The sequence below is a fragment of the Ruminococcus sp. 210702-SL.1.03 genome (genome assembly GCF_020559915.1).
Classification (GTDB): Bacteria; Bacillota; Clostridia; order Oscillospirales; family Ruminococcaceae; genus YE71.
In genome coordinates, this window is sequence record NZ_JAJCLZ010000001.1 from 159,115 (window position 1) to 177,757 (window position 18,643).

Annotated in this window: 10 protein-coding genes; 4 read left to right on the top strand and 6 right to left on the bottom strand. The window is 53.8% G+C overall.

Annotated elements, in window-relative coordinates:
- Positions 1–144 precede the first annotated feature (144 nt).
- Positions 145–3,498 carry a PD-(D/E)XK nuclease family protein gene (locus tag LI114_RS00775; RefSeq protein WP_227218538.1) on the top strand — a complete coding sequence of 1,118 codons (3,354 nt, stop codon included), beginning with the start codon at positions 145–147 and terminating at the stop codon, positions 3,496–3,498.
- On the top strand, positions 3,498–7,184 hold the full coding sequence (gene addA, locus LI114_RS00780) for a helicase-exonuclease AddAB subunit AddA (RefSeq protein ID WP_227218540.1): 3,687 nt from the start codon (positions 3,498–3,500) through the stop codon (positions 7,182–7,184). Before LI114_RS00775 ends, addA begins: the two co-directional genes overlap by 1 nt.
- A gap of 53 nt (positions 7,185–7,237) precedes the next feature.
- On the opposite strand, the gene LI114_RS00785 is transcribed toward addA, so the two are convergent.
- From LI114_RS00785 to LI114_RS00795, 3 genes are read right to left on the bottom strand one after another with little or no spacing between them, the layout of a single operon-like run.
- Positions 7,238–9,082: an ABC transporter ATP-binding protein gene (locus LI114_RS00785; RefSeq protein WP_227218542.1), complete on the bottom strand. Its 1,845-nt coding sequence runs from the start codon at positions 9,080–9,082 to the stop codon at positions 7,238–7,240.
- Positions 9,082–10,806, bottom strand: coding sequence for an ABC transporter ATP-binding protein (locus tag LI114_RS00790; RefSeq protein ID WP_319638284.1), 1,725 nt, complete (start codon positions 10,804–10,806; stop codon positions 9,082–9,084). Before LI114_RS00790 ends, LI114_RS00785 begins: the two co-directional genes overlap by 1 nt.
- Complete coding sequence (locus tag LI114_RS00795) at positions 10,803–11,285, bottom strand: MarR family winged helix-turn-helix transcriptional regulator (RefSeq protein ID WP_227218543.1); 483 nt, start codon at positions 11,283–11,285, stop codon at positions 10,803–10,805. Before LI114_RS00795 ends, LI114_RS00790 begins: the two co-directional genes overlap by 4 nt.
- 414 nt (positions 11,286–11,699) lie before the next feature.
- Here LI114_RS00795 and LI114_RS00800 point away from each other — a divergent pair, with 414 nt between their 5' ends.
- On the top strand, positions 11,700–12,659 hold the full coding sequence (locus LI114_RS00800; RefSeq protein ID WP_227218546.1) for an L-lactate dehydrogenase: 960 nt from the start codon (positions 11,700–11,702) through the stop codon (positions 12,657–12,659).
- Between the two features lie 108 nt (positions 12,660–12,767).
- The gene (locus tag LI114_RS00805) at positions 12,768–13,940 is read left to right on the top strand and encodes an NADP-dependent malic enzyme (RefSeq protein WP_022127687.1); all 1,173 of its coding nucleotides are present in this window, start codon (positions 12,768–12,770) and stop codon (positions 13,938–13,940) included.
- Between the two features lie 141 nt (positions 13,941–14,081).
- On the opposite strand, the gene LI114_RS00810 is transcribed toward LI114_RS00805, so the two are convergent.
- From LI114_RS00810 to purD, 3 genes are all read right to left on the bottom strand, one after another.
- Positions 14,082–16,331 carry an anaerobic ribonucleoside triphosphate reductase gene (locus LI114_RS00810; protein WP_227218547.1) on the bottom strand — a complete coding sequence of 750 codons (2,250 nt, stop codon included), beginning with the start codon at positions 16,329–16,331 and terminating at the stop codon, positions 14,082–14,084.
- A gap of 568 nt (positions 16,332–16,899) precedes the next feature.
- Positions 16,900–17,073 carry a hypothetical protein gene (locus LI114_RS00815; protein ID WP_022127689.1) on the bottom strand — a complete coding sequence of 58 codons (174 nt, stop codon included), beginning with the start codon at positions 17,071–17,073 and terminating at the stop codon, positions 16,900–16,902.
- Positions 17,074–17,284: 211 nt separating this feature from the next.
- Entirely contained in the window at positions 17,285–18,637 is a 1,353-nt protein-coding gene (gene purD, locus LI114_RS00820) for a phosphoribosylamine--glycine ligase (RefSeq protein ID WP_227218549.1), read from the bottom strand.
- Positions 18,638–18,643 lie beyond the last annotated feature (6 nt).

An 18,643-nucleotide genomic window follows, 5' to 3' on the forward strand; every position in this document is an offset into this window, starting at 1 on the left:
GTGTTTTCTTTATAATAGTATACCACAAACGCGGGCGGGTTGTCAACGAAAATGCGCGCGGGAAGGCACTTTTGATTGACAAATTTTGCACAGCGTGATATAATTATTCTAAAGTTATTATGTCATTATTAAGGAGAACACGCTATGCCTGAAATAATTTACGGTAGAAATCACAGCTTGCGCGAGGAAGTATTTTTCTCGCGGGTAAAGGCTGCGGCGGAGAGCGGCGGGGCTCTCGTGATAACGCCCGACCAGTACTCATTTGAGCTTGACAAGCGACTTTACGAATACATGGGCGCGCGGCTTTTCAACTCGGTGCAGACTATGGGAATCTCGCGCCTATGCGGGAAGATATGCCGTACTTTGGGCGGTAGCAGGCTTGGAAACGCCGACGACAACGCCAAACTGATAGCCATGTACAAAGCGCAGAGCAGACTGCGCGGCGAGGGCAGGCTGGAAATGCTGAGCCGTTCGCTTTTAAGACCCTCGTTCGTTTCGGAGTGCATATCGCTTTTCGGCTCGCTGACGCACGCGGGGGCGACGCCCGAAACGCTGCACATCACCGCCGAGAGTACGCTGAACGGTTCGCCGAAGCTGAAAGACTTAGCGCTGATATTTGCCGAGTACAACGCCGCCCTAGAGGAAGCGGGACTGCGCGGAAGCGTTACCGAGTCGGCTGCGGCGGCGAAGCTTGCGCGGGAGAATAGATTTTTTGCGGGCAAAAACGTGTTCTTTGAAGCGTTCACGCGCTTTTCGGCGGACGAATTTGAGCTGGTAAAGAGCGTGCTGAGCTGCTGCCAAAGCGCGGTGTTCTCACTAGTATGCGGCGAAAGCGAGGGCGGCTCTGACCCATTTGCGGAAACTGTGCGCACGCGCGCGAAGATAGAGGATGCGGCGCGGGACTGCGATCTGCGGGTAAAGCTTACGCCATGCGGCGGCTGCGGACGATCGCCCGCGCTGGAGCACATAAACGGCAGTCTTTGGAAATACCGCCCCGAAAAGCGCGGTTCGCAAGGGGCGGTGAAACTTGTGAGCGCCGCCGACCCTTACGAGGAAGCGGAGTACGTCTGCGCCGAGATACACAGGCTGACGCGCGAAGAGGGGCTGCGGTACGCGGACATCGCGGTGATATGCGGCGGGCTGGAGGAAAATTCGCAGCTGCTGAGCGGCGCGGCGGAGCGGTACGAACTGCCCTACTACATCGACACAAAGACCTCGGCGCTGACATCTGTGCCCGCGAAGTACCTGATGAGCCTGCTTGAGGCGGTTCTTACGCGCGAGTACCGCACGGAAGATCTGCTGAGGGTGGCGAAGTCGCCGCTTTCTACGATATTTGATTACGAAGCCAACTATCTGGAAGAATTTTGCATAAAATGGAGCGTAGACGGCAATATGTGGAAAGTGCCTTTTGCCGAAGCCACGCAGAACCCCGCCATTGAAAAAACGCGCGCCGCGCTCATCACGCCGCTGGAGAAATTTCGCGCCGCCTGCAAGGACGCTACGGCGGCTGAGATATGCCGCGCGCTTTTCGAGCTGCTGGACGAGATGGAGATGTCGAAGCAGATATACTCGGCGGTAAAGGCGGCATCGGACGAAAACGAGCTGGAGGTAACGCGCGCTTTCAAGCAGATATGGCTCGGCATAGTCGGCGCGATAAAGGCGATATACGAGGACATGGGCGGCGAGAAGATAAGCCTGCGAGCATTTTCGGAGCTGATACGGCTGATGCTGGACGGCATAAAGATAGCCGCGCCGCCGCAGAGGTCGGACTGTGTGCGGTTCGCGGACGCGGAAAGATCGCGCATATCGGGAGTAAAAGCGCTTTTCATCATCGGCGCGAACGACGGCGTTTTCCCGCGCGGGGCGAGCGCTTCGGGGCTGCTGAACGAGGCGGAAACTGCGGCGCTGGCTAAGGACGGCGCAGAGCTTGACTTTTCCCCCGCCGTACAGCTTGACAGCGAGCGAATGAACGTTTACGAAGCCGTTACCGCGCCGAGCGAGCGGCTGTACATCTGCTGCCACAATGCGGACAGAACGGGCACGGCATGCGCAAAGTCGCAGCTTTTCGCTATGACGGCGGAGCTTTTTGAGGACGACATTTCGGTGAACGCTTCGGCGCTGGGGCAGGAGTTTTACTGCGCGACGTACCGCAGTGCGTTTTACAGTTGTTTACAACACTCAAAAGACAAAACGCAGGCGGCGGCGAACGTGCGGCTTTCGCTGAAAGGCTCGGCGGAGTACAGCGAGCGGCTGGAGTACGCGGCTATGGCGGCAGCGCAGAGGACGGACAAAATATCGCAGCAGACGGCGAAAACGCTGTTTTTCCCGAAAGACCTGAACATCTCGGCAACGCGCGTTTCAGACTACTACAAGTGCCCGTTCTCGTACTTCTGCAAGCACGGGCTGAAACTTTTCGGCACGGACAAGGTGCAGATGGACGCGAGATACTTCGGCAACATAGCGCACGAATGTCTGGAAAAAATAATGAGCCGCGAGGAAAACGGCAAGAGAGTTTACGACGAAAACTTTACGAAAAAGACGGACGAGCAGCTTGCGGCGGAGGTTTCGGCCTGCGCGGACGAATACATCGAGCGAGAAATGGGCGGAGCTTTCGGCAAAACGCTGACCTTCAAATTTGCGGTTGAGCGACTGAAAAAATCTGTGACGTACATGGCGGCGTATTTCCGCGAGGAGATGAAACGTTCGCTTTTCCTGCCGATAGCTTTTGAGTACGACCTAACCGATGAGAACGGCAGGTCGGCGCTGGCGATACGGCTAGCAGACACGCGCATACAGATACGCGGAAAGATAGACCGCGCTGACATTTACAAGTCTGACGCGGGCACATGGCTGAGGATAGTGGACTACAAAACGGGCAGGCAGAGCTTCCGTGCGGAAGAGGTATACCACGGGCTGGATCTGCAAATGCTGATATACCTGCTGGCGGCCTCGACAGGTCTGCGCGGCGAATACGGCGAACTTCGGCCCGCGGGCATAATGTACTCGCACATACGCTTTGTGAAAGCGGAAATGACGCCTTACGAGCTTGAAAAGGCGGAAGCCGAGGGAAAGCTTGCGGAGAAAACATCGCTGGCGAGGGCGCGCGAATACAAGCCGGACGGACTAATGCTCGGCGACGAGATAATGCCCGCGCTTAACACGGACAACGAGGGCATCTTCACTATATACCGACTGACGGCGAAAGGCGCGGTGCATGGAGCTTCGACCGCGAAGCCTGTAAGCGAAGAGCGGCTGAAAGCTATGGAGCGGTTTGCGCTGAACAAGGTCAACGAGATGGCGGAGAAGATACACGGCGGCGAGATAAAGGCAGACCCGCTTGAAGCAGGCGGCGTGCTGCCCTGCACATACTGCGATTACAAGTCGATGTGCCCCGAGCCTGACCCGAAAAATCCGCGCGCGGTAAGCCCTGCGGACAAGGAAAAGCTAGAGAGCGCGCTAGAGGAGATAGAAAAAGAGATCGGCAAGGAGGAGAACTGATGGCGGTAAAATGGACTGACGAGCAGCAGCGGGCGATAGAAACTACCTACCGCGGAGTGGTAGTGCCTGCGGCTGCGGGAAGCGGAAAAACTGCCGTACTGATAGAGCGCACGGTGCGCCTGCTGGCAGACAGCAGCGCCGACTGCCCTGCCGAGCGGTTGCTGGCGGTAACATTCACAAAAGACGCGGCGAACCAAATGAAAACGAAGCTGCGCGGGGCGCTTACCGAGCGCACGGCTGCCGAGAGCGACCCCGAAGCGCGCCGCTGGCTGGAGCGGCAGTGCGAAATGCTATCGCTCGCGAAGATAAGCACGATAAACTCATTTTGTCTGGAACTGGTGAAGAGCCACCTGAACGAATTTGACTACCGCGCGGGGATACGCGTGGCGGACGACACGCAGACGGCTGTCATCACAGACGAAGCTATGGCGGCGGCTCTGGAGGAAACGCGCCGCGAAGACCCGCAGGGGGCTGAGCTGCTCATCGACGCGCTGACGAACAACAGCGACACCGAGCTTAGCAGACAGGTGTATGATTTTTACAAATTCTTATGTTCGCTGCCGTTTCCTGAAGACTGGATAGAGAAAACGCAGGCGGGCTTTACCGACGGCGAGAAGCTGCGGCGCGATGTGGAGATATTCATGTACGAGGTGCAGGGCGCGGTGGACAAAGCCGTGCGCTGCCAGCAGCAGGAGGCACAGCTATGCCTGAAACTGGGCAACAGCGAAAGCGCGCTGAAAGCCGCGGCGGCAGACCTCGACTCGCTTGAAAGCGTGCGGGCGGCGGTGAACGCGGGCGATTACGAGCTGCTTTACGACGCGCTGGAAGGGATAAAATTCGCGACTATGCGCAAGCCCTCGGAGAAAAACCTCAGCACCGAAGAAGTAATCGCGCAGCAGGAAGTTTTCGAGCAGATAAAAAAGGTGCGCGAAACGATGAAGAACAGCATAAAGCGGCTGACGACGAGCGTACACGCTATGGGGCGGGACATCGGCGCGGCTATGGCGCACGCGGGCGAGATATTCGCGGCGCTCTGCGGAGCGACCATGCGTTTTCAGCGGATACTGAACGATATAAAGCTGGAGCGCGGGGTAGCTGACTTTTCGGACATCGAGCGAATGGCTATGCGGCTGCTGGTAACGAACGAAAGTGGGCAGGCGCGGAGAACGCCGCTGGCGGAGGAGATAGTGCGCAGCGGGGCGTACAAGGTCATACTCATCGACGAATACCAAGACGTGAACAACTTGCAGGAAACGATATTCCGCGCGCTTTCGACCTCGCAGGACATGGCGGCGCTGGGCAGCAACATTTTTGTAGTAGGCGACGTGAAGCAGGCCATATACCGCTTCAGACTATCGAACCCGCGGCTGTTTTTAAAAGCTGCCGAGCAGGCTGACGCAGACGAAACGGGCGCGCTCTGCAAGATACGGCTAACGAGGAACTTCCGCAGCCGCGCTGGGGTCATCGACTTTGTAAACAGCGTTTTCCGCGCGCTTATGAGCGAAGAGCTTGGCGAATTGGAGTACACGGAGGACGAGGAACTGCGGTGCGGCGCGCATTACGGCGGCGAGGACAAGCCGACCGAGCTTATGCTGATACGCACGGCTGAGCAGGAGAACGAGGAGCTGAAATACTACATTTTCGGCGAGGAGGAGCTTTGCATAGCGCGCAGGATACGGCAGATGATCGAGAGCGGCGAGCAGGTATGGAAAGGCGACGAAGCGCGCGCCTGCACGGCGGGAGATTTCTGCGTACTCTCGCGCGGAAAAGAGGGCTGCCGCAGGATAGCCGCGGCGCTGGAGTACGTCGGGCTGAAAGCGCAGAGCGAGCAGACGGACGGCTACATGGGCGCGAAAGAGATAATCACAATGGTGAACCTGCTGAAAATAATCGACGACCCGATGAAAGACCTGCCGATGGCGGGGGTGATGATGTCGCCAATATTCAGCTTCACGGCGGAGGAAACGGCGAAGCTGCGCCTGCTCAGCCGCGCGGACGACAAGCCCTTGCGCCTTTACCAAATGATACTCGCCGCCTCAAAGACCGAGAGCGCGGACGCGAAAGAAGCGGAGCGGATAGAGCTGAACGACGAGGTGCTGGAGGAGAAGTGCCGCCGCGCCGCCGCGCTGATAAAGCGGCTGAGGTCATACTCGGTAAGCATGAGCCTTGAAGCGCTGATCTCGGCGATATACGACGAAACGGGATTTTTCGCGGTAGCGAGCATTTACGAAAACAGCGCACAGCGGCGTGCAAATCTGCGACTGCTGACGCAGAGAGCAGCGGAGTACGAGAAAGACTCTACAGGCGGCATAGCGGGATTTCTGCGGTTTCTCGACAGCCTTTCGGCGGCGGGCGGCGACTTCGCGCAGGCGCTTACGGTGACGGCGGACGGCAGCTGCGTAGAGGTCAAGACGATACACAGCTCGAAGGGTCTGGAGTACCCGTTCGTATTTCTCACGAACATCGACAGATCGTTTAACAGATCTGACCTTTCGCAGAAGATACTGCTGAACGAGCGGCTGGGCGCGGGCATAAACTATATGCGGCACGACAAGCTGCTGAAAGTGCGCACCATCGCACACGCTGCGCTGGAGTCGATAACCGAGGGCGAACAGCTCAGCGAGGAACTGCGCCTGCTTTACGTTGCGCTGACGCGTGCGAAAGAGCGGCTTTTCATACCCATAACGATAAAGCACAACAAAAATTCGCAGTACGACACGCCTACGGTGCTGAGCAACTTGGCGCTTTCGATAATGCGCGAAGGCGGCGTTTCGGCGAAGCTGCTGCGCGGCTGCAAGAGCTATCAAGAATGGATGGCGGCTGTTATAATGATCTCAGACCGCAACCGTCCGCTTTTGGAAGAGTTAGAACTCGGCGACATTGCGGGCGATCTTTCTATGGGCAGCGGGGTGCGGCTGAAAGCGCTATGGGGCGAATATTCTGCCGACGGCGGCGATGCGCCTGCGCAAAAGCGCTTTGAAACGCCCGAGGGCGACCCTGCCGCGGCGGCGGCTCTGCGCGAAAAGTACGAATTTGTATACCCGAACGCCACGGCATTGGCGGCGGCGAAGCGCACCGTTACCGAGATAGTGAGCGAACTGCGGCGAGCTAAGGAGGGCGACGCCGACCCGATGTTTTACCCACAGCTAGGCACGCTTGACGAGGAAGCGAAGCGGCTGACGGCGGCGGAAAAGGGAACGTACACCCACCTTTTCATGGAGCTGGCGGACTACGAGAACGCCGAAAAGAGCGTTAGCGTCGAGCTGGAGCGGCTGGTGGAGAAAGGCATTTTCAGCGAGCGCGAGAGCAAGGGCGTTTACACGGAGGCGGTGCAGAAATATTTCGAGAGCGATTTTTACCGCCGCGTGAAAGCTTCGGAGGACGTGCGGCGCGAGATGCAGTTTATGGTGCGCGCGGACGACGCGGGGCTTGACAAGCAGTTTCCCGAGCTGATAGCGCCCGACGGAATGTTACAAGGCGTTTGCGACTGCATTTTCAAGGACGGCGAGGGGTACATACTCGTTGATTACAAGACGGACAATTTTGCGGAGATCTCAGAAGCGCTGAGGTACAAAGTGCAGCTAAAGCTGTACAAGGCGGCGCTCGACCTGATACTTCCGCTGCCGGTAAAGGCCTGCTACATCTACTCGTTCAGGCTTTCGCAGGGCATCGAGATAAGTTTATAAAAGCAAAAACCGCAGGGCGAAAAAGCTCTGCGGTTTCTTTATGCTTTGATATGTTAGGTCTTATTTCCTGCGAACTGGGTCTGATAAAGCTTGTAGTAACAGCCGCCGAGGGCTATAAGCTCATCGTGGCTGCCCATCTCGGCTACCCTGCCGCCGTCTATAACGACTATCTTGTCCGCGTCGCGGATAGTGGAAAGGCGGTGGGCGATTATCAGCGAGGTGCGATTTTTCATAAGCGCTACCATCGCGGACTGAATGTGCATCTCGGTGCGGGTATCTACGCTGGAGGTCGCCTCGTCGAGGATAAGTATAGGCGGGTCGGCGAGCACGGCGCGGGCTATCGCGAGAAGCTGGCGCTGACCCTGCGAGAGGTTAGAGCCGCCCTCGCTGAGCTGAGCAGCGTAGCCCTCGGGCAGGCGCTCTATAAACTCATCGGCGTTGGCGTGAGCGGCGGCGGCTTTAACTTCCTCGGTGGAAGCGTTTTCTTTGCCGTAGCGGATATTATCCTCGATAGTGCCCGAGAAAAGCACGGTATCCTGCAAAACTATCGCTATCGAGCGGCGCAGCTCTGCCATGCGAATATCCGTTATCGGCACGCCGTCTACCGTGATGCTGCCGCTGTCGATGTCGTAAAAGCGAGTGAGCAGGTTCACTACGGTGGTCTTGCCCGAGCCGGTAGCGCCGACTATCGCGATCTTCTGACCGCGCTTTACATCAAGATCAAGACCTTTGAGGACGGTCTTGCCCTCTTCGTAGCCGAAAACTACGTCCTTAAAGCAAATATCGCCCTTGACGTTTTTGGCGGTGAAGCAGGAAGTGCCGTTATCAGTTTCGTGCTCCGCCTCCATTACCTCAAATATACGCTCTGCGCCTGCGATAGCGGTCTGGATATTTGCGTACTGGTTCGCTATCTCGTTTATCGGGCGTGAGAACTGCTTTGAGTAGAGAATGAAAGCCTGTATAGTGCCGACGGTTATCATGCCGCGCATGGTGAACCAGCCGCCGAAAGCAGCTATCAGCACGAAGCCGAAGTTTGAGATACAGTTCATCAGCGGCCCCATAACGCCGCCGCATATCTGGGCGCGTATACCGCAGCGGCGAAGCTCGTCGTTCATCGAGCTGAATTCATCTATTGCGTCCTGCTCCTTAGAGTAGGCGACTACCGTGCGGTAGCCCGTAACCATTTCCTCAACGTGGCCGTTTATCCTGCCGAGCAATATTTGCTGCTGCATGAAGTATTTGCGCATGAATTTCGTCATAACGCTTGAAACGATTATCGTGAGGAAAATGGTGGAAAGCGAGATAAGGGTGAGCAACGGCGAGTAGAACATCATTATCGCGAACGAGCCGAGTACCGTCAGCACGCCCGAAATGAGCGAGCCTATAGACTGCGAGATGGTGGTGGAGATATTCTCGACATCGTTTGTCATGCGGCTCATGAGGTCGCCGTGGCGGTGGGTGTCGAAGTACTTTATCGGCAGGTGCACGAGGTTATCGAAAAGGTCGCGGCGCATGGTCTTTACCGTGTACTGCGAAAGCTTCGCCGAAAGTATGCCCTGCAAATAGGTGAACACTGAGGAAGCGGCGTAGACTACGCCGAGCAGAACGAGCGACCTGCCCAGTCCGCCGAGATCAACGTTCAGCCGCTTTTCAGTTATCGTGATGAAGTCTATCGCGCGCTGCTGGATAGACGGCGCAGCAAGATTCAGCCCCGTGATGATGAGCATTACGGCCATCAGCGCGAAGAATATGTACTTGCTCCTGCCTATATAGCGCAGCAGCTTGGCGAGAGTTTTTTTACCGTTTTTCGGCTTCTCGCCGTTTATGCGGGAATGTCTTCCCGGAGGACCTCCCGGCCCACCCGGTCCTTTAGGCCCCATTGGCGGCATTGGCGGCATTATTCCTCACCTCCTGCATTTCTCATCTGCGAATTACAGATGTCTTTATAAACTCCGCAGCTCTGCAAAAGCTGCTCGTGCGTACCGCTGCCCGCGAGCCTGCCGTGGTCGAGGACGAAAATACGGTCGCAGTTTTTAACGCTTGCTATGCGCTGGGCTATCGTGATGACGGTAGTACCTTTCAGCCCCTCGCGCAGACCCTTATGCAGCTTTGCCTCAGTACCGAGGTCGAGGGCGCTGGTAGAGTCGTCGAAAATAAGTATCTCGGGCTTTTTGAGCACCGCGCGAGAGATAGAAAGGCGCTGTTTTTGACCGCCCGAGAGCGAAGCGCCTTTTTCCGCGATGATACCATCGTAGCCGTCGGGCAGGGTAGAAACGAACTCATCTGCCTGCGCTATCTCGGCGGCGGCCTTTACTTCTTCGAGCGAAGCGTCCTTTTTGCCCCAGCGGATATTGTCAGCCGCGCTGCCCGAGAAAAGCTCGCTTTTTTGCAGCACAATGCCGACCTTACTGCGCAGGTCTGATAGCTTCATATCCTTGACGTTTACGCCGTCTACGAAAATATCGCCCTGAACGGGGTCGTAAAAGCGGGGTATCATGCTGACGAGGGTGGATTTTCCCGAGCCGGTAGCGCCGAGTATTGCGACGTTCTCGCCCTGCTTTACGTCGAATGAAATATCTGAGAGAACAGGTCTGCCGGATGCGGAGGGGTAATAGAACGAAACTCCGCGGAACGAAACTGTACCTTTTTCTGTACAGTTAGCGCCTGCGCCGTCCTGAATAACAGGCTCGGAATCGAGCACCTCGCAGATACGCTTGGCGGAAGCCGAAGCGCGGGACATAGTTTGGAACATCATCGAGAGCATCATAATGCCGTTGAGCACCTGCGTGAGGTAAGTTATAGCCGCCATTACCTCGCCGACCTTCATCTCGCGCGCCTGCACCTGAAAACCGCCGATGAGAATTACGGCGATGACCGAGATATTCATGATCATCATGAGCGCGGGCTGGAGGACAGCTACCATCTTCTGCACGCGCAGGTTTGCCTGCATGAGGTCTTCGTTCGCTTTGCCGAAGCGCTGCGACTCGCGCTCTTCGCGCACATACGCCTTTACGACGCGCGCGCCGCTGACGTTTTCCTGCATTACGGTATTTACCGAGTCGAGCCGCGCTGCGACTATGCTGTAAAGCGGGTTTGCCTTACGCATAACGAGCACAACTATAAGTATTTCGATAGGCATAGCGACAGCGATAACAATGCCGAACTTTACGTTGAGCGTAAGCATCATTATGATACCGCCGATGAATAAAATACCGTCGCGCACCAACATTCTCAGCATAAAATCTACCATCTGCTGAAGGGCGGTGATGTCGGTGGTAAGGCGGGTGACGAGCGAGCCGGTGGTGAATTTATCGGTCTGCTCGAAAGAAAGACCCATTACCTTTTTAAAGACATCGCTGCGCAGGTCGCGCGCGAAGCCCTGCGAAGCCACGCCGCCCAGTGCGGAAGAGCCTACTCCGCAAGCGCCGCCAATGATTATCAGCAGCATCATGAGCAAGCCTGTATGGATTATCAGCCCCATATCCTGCCCGAGCACGCCCTCGTCAACTATTTTAGACATCAGCTTTGGCTGAAGCAGGTCTACCATTACCTCGCCGACCATAGTCAGCGGGGTGAGCAGCGCGAACAGCATATACGGCTTTAGATATTTGGAAAGTTTCACTTATTCTCCTCACTTTCTATCATATTTTCGAGTATTTTTCGCAGCGCCGCTGTAAGCCCCTCAAGCTCCTGCTCGGTAAGCCCCGCCTGCATTATCTGCTCTACCTCGCGGCAGCGGGCGAGCATAGAGTCGTCCACTGCCCTGCCCTTTTCGGTGATATAGACCTTCATGCGGCGCATATCTTCGTCGTCGCAGCGGCGCTCTACCAGCCCCTCGCTTTCCATTTTTGCAAGCGCAACGGAGATAGTCGGCGCAGTAAGGCGAGTCTTTTGCACAAGCGTCAGCTGGCTTACGCCATCGTCGTGCGAGAGGAACATCAGCACCTTGCGGTAGCTTTCAGATATGCCGCAGCGCTCGTTTTCGCGGCGCATCATGTGCGAAAAGAGGTGCGAAATATCGTTTATAAACATCGAGGGGGAAGCGTCGGGCATTTCAAGCAGGCGCTTCGGGCGCTCGATAGCGCAGTCTTTATCTTTCAAAGCACATCTCACTTCTTTCATACGATATAATTAGTTTACTAACTAATTATATCGTTCATCGCCGAAGATTTATACAGATATTTTGTGAAATTTTGTGGGAAATTCGATTATCTCAGCGGAATTAGCAGAAGTGAAACATTATTAACACATTATTACAAATATTTAAATGTAAGATTTGAAAAATGTCACATAAATTCGACTCAAACGTTTACTTTACATGAGTTTAGCTGATATTTTACACAATTTTCACAATTAAAGTCTGAATATATGGCAAATGGGTATTGTAAAATACGAAAAAATATAGTATAATAAACTTGAATTTGATTTTTTATCAGATTTGCATAAACAAAAACCATGCGGGCAGCCAAAAGCCGCTCCGCAGCGCAAAATTATAGATTTCGGAGGTAATAGATCTTGAAAAACAGCAGCGAAAAGAAAGGCAGAAAGATAACGATACTCGGTGCGGGCAACGTTGGCGCTACCATCGCTTACACCCTCACACTCAAAGGCGTTTGCTCTGAACTGGTGCTCGTTGACATCAACAAGCCCAAAGCTATGGGTGAAGCTATGGACATTCGTCAGGGTATAAGCTTCTGCCCTTCTGTAAACGTATATTCGGGCGACTATGAGGACACCAAGGATTCCGACATAGTTATCATCACCGTAGGCATTGCAAGAAAGCCCAATCAGACGAGAATAGACCTTGCAAAGACCAACGTAAACATAATGAAGAGCGTGCTTCCCGAGATCACAAAGTACTGCCCAGACGCGGTATATGTAATAGTAAGCAACCCCGTTGACATACTCACCTACACTGTACACAAGTACGGCGGCATACCCAAAAACAGGATAATCGGTTCGGGCACTATGCTCGACTCGGCAAGACTGCGCTCGATAGTAGCCGACAGACTGGGCGTTTCGGCAGACAGCATACACGCTTACGTTTTCGGCGAGCACGGCGACACATCTTTCGCGCCATGGTCGCTGACCACCATTGCGGGTATGAGTATGTTTGACTACTACCGCTCTATCAACCGTCAGGTGAACCCCGAAATGCTCAAGCAGATAGAGGTAGACGTAAGAAATGCGGGCGCTCAGGTAATTGCCGCAAAGGGCGCTACATTCTACGCCATCGCGCTTTCAGTTAAGCGCATCTGCGAGTGCATACTCAGAGATTCAAAGACGGTAATGACGGTATCCTCGATGACCGACGGCATTTACGGCACTGAGGACGTTTGCCTCAGCCTGCCCTACATCGTAGGCGCTGACGGCATAATCTCGCGCATAAAGGTAAACCTCACCCCCGACGAGGACGAAGCGCTGAGAAACAGCTCTAAGGCGCTGAAAGCCATCATCGACGAGCTGGACATCTAATAAGAGCAAAACGCACGCAATAGTTGTGCGGTGCTGCCTTAACAACTTAGTCTTTTATCGCGGCAGTTGGCCGCTTTAAAGAATATATCATGAAAGGACATGAAAAGCATGGATTACGCAAAGGAATCATTAAAGCTTCACGAGCAGTGGAAGGGTAAGATAGAGGTCATCACACGCGCACCTCTTGAGACCCGCGACGATCTTTCGCTGGCATACACCCCCGGCGTTGCACAGCCCTGTCTGGAGATACAGAAGGACGTAAACAAGAGCTACGACCTCACCAGACGTTCTAACCTCGTAGCAGTTATCACCGATGGTACTGCGGTACTGGGTCTGGGCGACATTGGCCCTGAGGCAGGTATGCCTGTTATGGAGGGCAAATGTGCGCTCTTTAAGGCATTCGGCGATGTTGACGCTATACCGCTCTGCGTTCGCTCTAAGGAAGTTGACGACATCGTAAAGACCGTAAGCCTTATCGCAGGCTCTTTCGGCGGCGTAAACCTTGAGGATATATCCGCCCCCAGATGCTTCGAGATAGAGAGAAGACTCAAAGAGATCTGCGACATCCCGATATTCCACGACGACCAGCACGGTACTGCCGTAGTTACTCTTGCCGCTATGATGAACGCTCTCAAGCTCACCGGCAAGAAGATCGACGAGATACGCGTAGTTACCAGCGGTGCAGGCGCAGCAGGAATAGCTATCATCAAGCTGCTCATCGCTATGGGTCTTAACGACGTAGTGCTCTGCGACAGAAAGGGCGCTATCTACAAGGGCAGAGATGGTTTGAACAAGGAAAAGGAAGAAATGGCTGAGATCACCAACAAGCAGATGCGCAAGGGTACTCTTGAAGAAGTTATCAAGGGCGCTGACGTATTCATCGGCGTTTCCGCTCCCGGCTGTGTAACTCCCGAGATGGTAAAGAGCATGGCTCCCGACCCCATCATCTTCGCTATGGCTAACCCCACTCCTGAGATCATGCCCGACCTCGCAAGAGAGTCCGGCGCGGCAGTTGTCGGCACCGGCAGAAGTGACTTCCCGAACCAGATCAACAACGTTCTCGCATTCCCCGGAATTTTCCGCGGCGCTCTTGACGTTCGCGCAAGCGACATCAACGACGAGATGAAGATAGCCGCTGCTAAGGCTATCGCAGATTTCGTTAAGGACGACGAGCTTACCGCCGAATACATAATCCCCTCTGCGCTCAACCGCGACGTAGCTGCGGCAGTTGCAAAGGCAGTAGCTCAGGCTGCAAGAGATACCGGCGTTGCAAGGATCTAAGTTCCAGACGCTGAACATCTTAATAAAAACACAAACGGACGGATTTGATTTCCGTCCGTTTTTTTGTACCCGTTTGTTTAACTGCACAAAAAAACGGACAGGCACGCGCGTACCTGTCCGCTAAAATTTATGTGGAGAAGTTTATTTGCAGCAGCTTATCCTCTTCATGCGCTCATGCGCCACCATGGTATGCTCAGCTTCGCTTCTGCCGCACTTGGGGCACTTGTCGCCGATTATGCCTGTGTAGCCGCAAACGGGGTCGCGGTCTACGGGGTGGTTGATAGAGCCGTAGCCGATGCCCTGCTCTTTCATGAAGCGTACTACTTTCTCGAACGCCGCAAGGTTGTTCATCGGGTCGCCGTCAAGCTCGATATAGCTGATGTGGCCTGCGTTTGTAAGAGCGTGGTAGGGGGCTTCGATAGCGATCTTATCATATGCGCCGATCGGGTAATAAACGGGCACATGGAAGGAGTTGGTATAGTAATTTCTATCGGTAACGCCCTTGATCTCGCCGAATTTCTGCTTGTCGATCTTTACGAAACGTCCCGAAAGACCCTCGGCGGGTGTTGCGAGGAGCGAGAAGTTCAAACCAGTGCGCTTCGACTCTTCGTCCATGCGCTCCCTCATGTGAGTGATTATCTCAAGACCAAGCTGGCGGGACTCTTCCGACTCGCCGTGGTGCTTGCCCGTGAGCGCCACAAGGCACTCAGCAAGACCGATAAATCCGACCGAGAGAGTGCCGTGCTTGAGCACCTCGCCGACCTCATCATCTGCTGAAAGCTTATCGCTGTCGAGCCAAATTCCCTGACCCATCAGGAAAGGATAATTCTTGACTTTTTTGCTTGCCTGTATCCTAAATCTGTGCATAAGCTGGTCGATGCAAAGATCCATGTATTCGTCAAGACTGTCGAAGAACGCGCCTACGTTGCCGTCAGCGAGTATGCCGAGGCGTGGCAGATTGATCGTGGTGAACGAGAGGTTGCCTCTGCCCGTAACGATCTCGCGGGTGGGGTCGTAGACGTTGCCTATAACGCGGGTACGGCAGCCCATGTACGCGATCTCGGTATCGGGATTGCCGGGCTTATAGTACTGGAGGTTGAAAGGCGCGTCGATGAACGAGAAGTTCGGGAACAGCCGCCTTGCCGAAACGCGGCAGGCGAGTTTGAAGAGGTCGTAGTTCGGGTCGGTGGGGTTGTAGTTCACGCCCTCTTTGACCTTGAAAATATGTATCGGGAAGATAGGCGTTTCGCCGTTGCCCAGACCAGCTTCCTGCGCGAGCAGAACGTTTTTGATGACCATTCTGCCCTCTATCGTGGTATCGGTACCGTAGTTGATAGAGGAGAACGGAGTCTGCGCGCCGGCGCGGGAGTTCATGGTGTTGAGGTTGTGGATAAGTGCTTCCATCGCCTGATAGGTAGCGCGGTCGGTCTCCTTAACGGAGGTCTTGTAAGCGAACTGCTGTATCTTATTGGCAGTTTTTTCGTCGGTGAAAGCAAGCAGGTATTCCTTTTCGGCTTCCATATAGCCGTTATCATTGGCAAGAGTAGGTTCTACGCCCATTTCTTCCTTTATTTTTTCATTTATCTTCTTAGCGATCTCGAATGAGTCGGAAAGGTTAGCTTCGAGAGCGAGCGCACGGTGGATATTATCGCGGTATCTGTGCGCAAAAGTCTTCTTTACGCCGACAGCCATGTCGTAATCGAACTTTGGTATCGACTGACCGCCGTGCTGATCGTTCTGGTTTGACTGTATCGCGATGCAGGCGAGAGCGGCGTAGCTGGAAATATCGTTAGGCGTGCGCAGGAAACCGTGACCTGTTGAAAAGCCCTTGTTGAAAAGCTTAGTGAGGTCTATCTGCGTGCAGGTGGTGGTGAGGGTATAGAAGTCGAGGTCGTGGATGTGGATAAAGCCCTCAGCGTGCGCCTTTGCGTGCTTAGGGTCGAGCACATACATCTCGTAAAATTCCTTAGCGCCGACCGAGCCGTACTTCAGCATCGTGCCCATAGCGGTATCGCCGTCGATGTTCGCGTTCTCGCGCTTCAGGTCGTTCTCCTTTGCGGGCTTGAACGTAAGATCCTCGTATACCTTCATAAGGCGGGTGTTCATCTCGCGTGCGCGGGTCCTCTCGGAACGGTAAAGTATATAAGACTTGGCGGTAGACGCATGACCCTCTTCGATCAGTACCTTTTCCACGCAGTCCTGTATCTGCTCAACGGTGGGGTAAGTGAGCTTTTTCTCCATCAGCATATCGCCGACCTTGCCCGCAAGCTCTAGCGCTTCCTCGTAATTCGTGCCGCCGACCGACTGGGCAGCCTTGTAGATAGCGTTGGCGATCTTCTCTATATTAAAGGTGACCTTTCTGCCATCGCGTTTCTGGATCTTGATTATCATTTCTCTTCCTCCGCTTTCGTATATCTCAAAATATCGCTTATTATCAATAAATCGTACCTGCCGCCCTACTGAGCGGCTGCGACATACTATATCTTGTGGTTCAAAAACCACCGTATTCAAGTATATAGTATTTTGCGTATTATGTCAAGTGCCGTTTTCACCAATTGAAAGCAACCTTTTTGTACAGTTTGCACAACCGCAGATTAACAAATTAACTATTGCGGCAAAAGGCGATTTGCGTGTGTGTAAAATATGCCTGTCAAGTGGTCAGCCAACGCGTTATAAAGCTAATCTACTTTACAGCAATTGTCCGCCTTAAACGCTGCAAATCGCAATTACCCGCCGTCCACTACTGCGCTAAAAGTACAAAAAACCGCACTATTACTGCATGTTCTGCACATTGTAAGAAATTTCATGCAAGTTATGTTTTTACCGTGTACTTGTACTTTGCTTTACATGTGGGCGTACCATATAAAAATTATATGACATATATGTAAAACTAGAATACGGTGCGTGGGCGCAAAAAAATCCGCCCCGTTTTTTTGACGGAACGGAAGCGGCGGCACGCTCAGTTCTCAGACTCGGTATGCGTTATCACAACGCCCTCGCCGCGCTGTTTTGTCAGCACATCTTCCAGCGAAGTGTTGAGCATATACGCGAAAAACGTTATCAGCAGAACCATAACTGAGAAAATAAGGATAATATCTATTCTAAATCCGCCTTTGCGTTTCTTTTGTGCCATTTACGATCAAACCCTTTTTTGATTTTCGGCGATTATAAAATTTCCGCCCACTTATATTATACACCATAGCGCTGATTTTTGCAAGTGTTATTTTAAAAAAACTTGACATAAAAAAAGATGGCTATGTTTCAAGCCATCTTACTTTACAGTATTGGTATTGCAAACCGCCCGCAATCGCAGGGCTTTTACATATAAGTAAAGCTACTTTACTTTACTGCCTGAGATACACGCCGTTCGATTCGATATAGTCCTCCATATCGTCTTTATAGTCGAGATCTAGGGGGTCTACGTCCGCTTTCAGCGCGCGCTGACCTATATCGTGGCGGTAATGCACGTTTTTCCAGCTTATCTTTTCAACAGCCGCGTAGGACTTTTTCAGCGCTTCCGCCAGCGTGAGAGCCGTGCAGGTAACGCCCAGAACTCTGCCGCCGTTTGTAAGGAATTTGCCGTCCGCAAGCTTTGTGCCCGCATGGTAAACGAACGCGCCGTCTACCTGACCCATCTCGTTCAGACCGCTGATCTCCAAACCCTTGGGATAAGAGAGGGGGTAACCGCCCGAAGCCATTACAACGCAGGTGCAGCTTCCCGACTTCCATTTGATGTCAATGTCAGCGAGCTTGTGGTCGTATATCGCTTCAAAGATCTCGCAGAGGTCGGCGTCGAGCATGGGGAGAACTACCTGCGTTTCGGGGTCGCCGAAGCGGCAGTTGTACTCGATGACCTTCGGGCCTTTCGGGGTTAGCATGAGTCCGAAATACAGGCAGCCCTCAAAAGTCCTGCCCTCGGCGTTCATAGCCTCGATGGTCGGCTTGAAGATAGTTTCCATGCACAGCTTCGCCACATCGTCGGTGTAGTAAGGGTTGGGAGCTACTGTGCCCATTCCGCCTGTATTCAGACCCTCGTCGCCGTCGAGAGCGCGCTTATGATCCATCGAAGAGATCATCGGGACTACCGTCTTGCCATCGGTAAACGAAAGCACCGAAACTTCCGGGCCAGTCAGAAACTCCTCAACAACTATCCTGGCGCTTGACTTGCCGAATTTCAGCTCGTCTATCATCTCGTGAACTGCGGCTACCGCCTCGTCCTCATTCTGCGCGAGGATAACGCCTTTTCCGAGCGCAAGACCGTCCGCCTTTATAACGGTCGGATAGCTGTTCTGCTCTTTGATGTACTTTATCGCCGATTCGCTGTCGGTAAAAACCTCGTAGCCTGCTGTCGGGATATTGTACTTTTTCATCAGCTCTTTCGAGAAAACTTTCGAGCCTTCGATTATCGCGGCGTTCGCCTTAGGACCGAATGTTTTGAAGCCCTTAGCCTGCAAAGCGTCTACCATGCCTAGCACGAGCGGGTCGTCGGGAGCAACTACCACCATATCGGGGTGCAGCTTTTCCGCGAGCGCCACTACGCCCTCTACATCTGTCGCCGCAACGTCGAAGCACTCGGCGTACTTTGATATACCGCCGTTGCCGGGCGTGCAGTAAAGCTTATCTACCTTAGGCGATTCTGCGAGCTTCATGATTATTGCGTGTTCTCTTCCGCCGCCGCCTACTACCAGTATTTTCATATTGTA

Bases quoted from the DNA above. Each gene is read 5' to 3' on its own strand.
- LI114_RS00810 (WP_227218547.1), bottom strand. From the start codon at position 16,331: ATGATAATCAAGATCCAGAAACGCGATGGCAGAAAGGTCACCTTTAAT.
- LI114_RS00815 (WP_022127689.1), bottom strand. From the start codon at position 17,073: ATGGCACAAAAGAAACGCAAAGGCGGATTTAGAATAGATATTATCCTT.
- LI114_RS00785 (WP_227218542.1), bottom strand. From the start codon at position 9,082: ATGCCGCCAATGCCGCCAATGGGGCCTAAAGGACCGGGTGGGCCGGGA.
- purD (WP_227218549.1), bottom strand. From the start codon at position 18,637: ATGAAAATACTGGTAGTAGGCGGCGGCGGAAGAGAACACGCAATAATC.
- addA (WP_227218540.1), top strand. From the start codon at position 3,498: ATGGCGGTAAAATGGACTGACGAGCAGCAGCGGGCGATAGAAACTACC.
- LI114_RS00775 (WP_227218538.1), top strand. From the start codon at position 145: ATGCCTGAAATAATTTACGGTAGAAATCACAGCTTGCGCGAGGAAGTA.
- LI114_RS00805 (WP_022127687.1), top strand. From the start codon at position 12,768: ATGGATTACGCAAAGGAATCATTAAAGCTTCACGAGCAGTGGAAGGGT.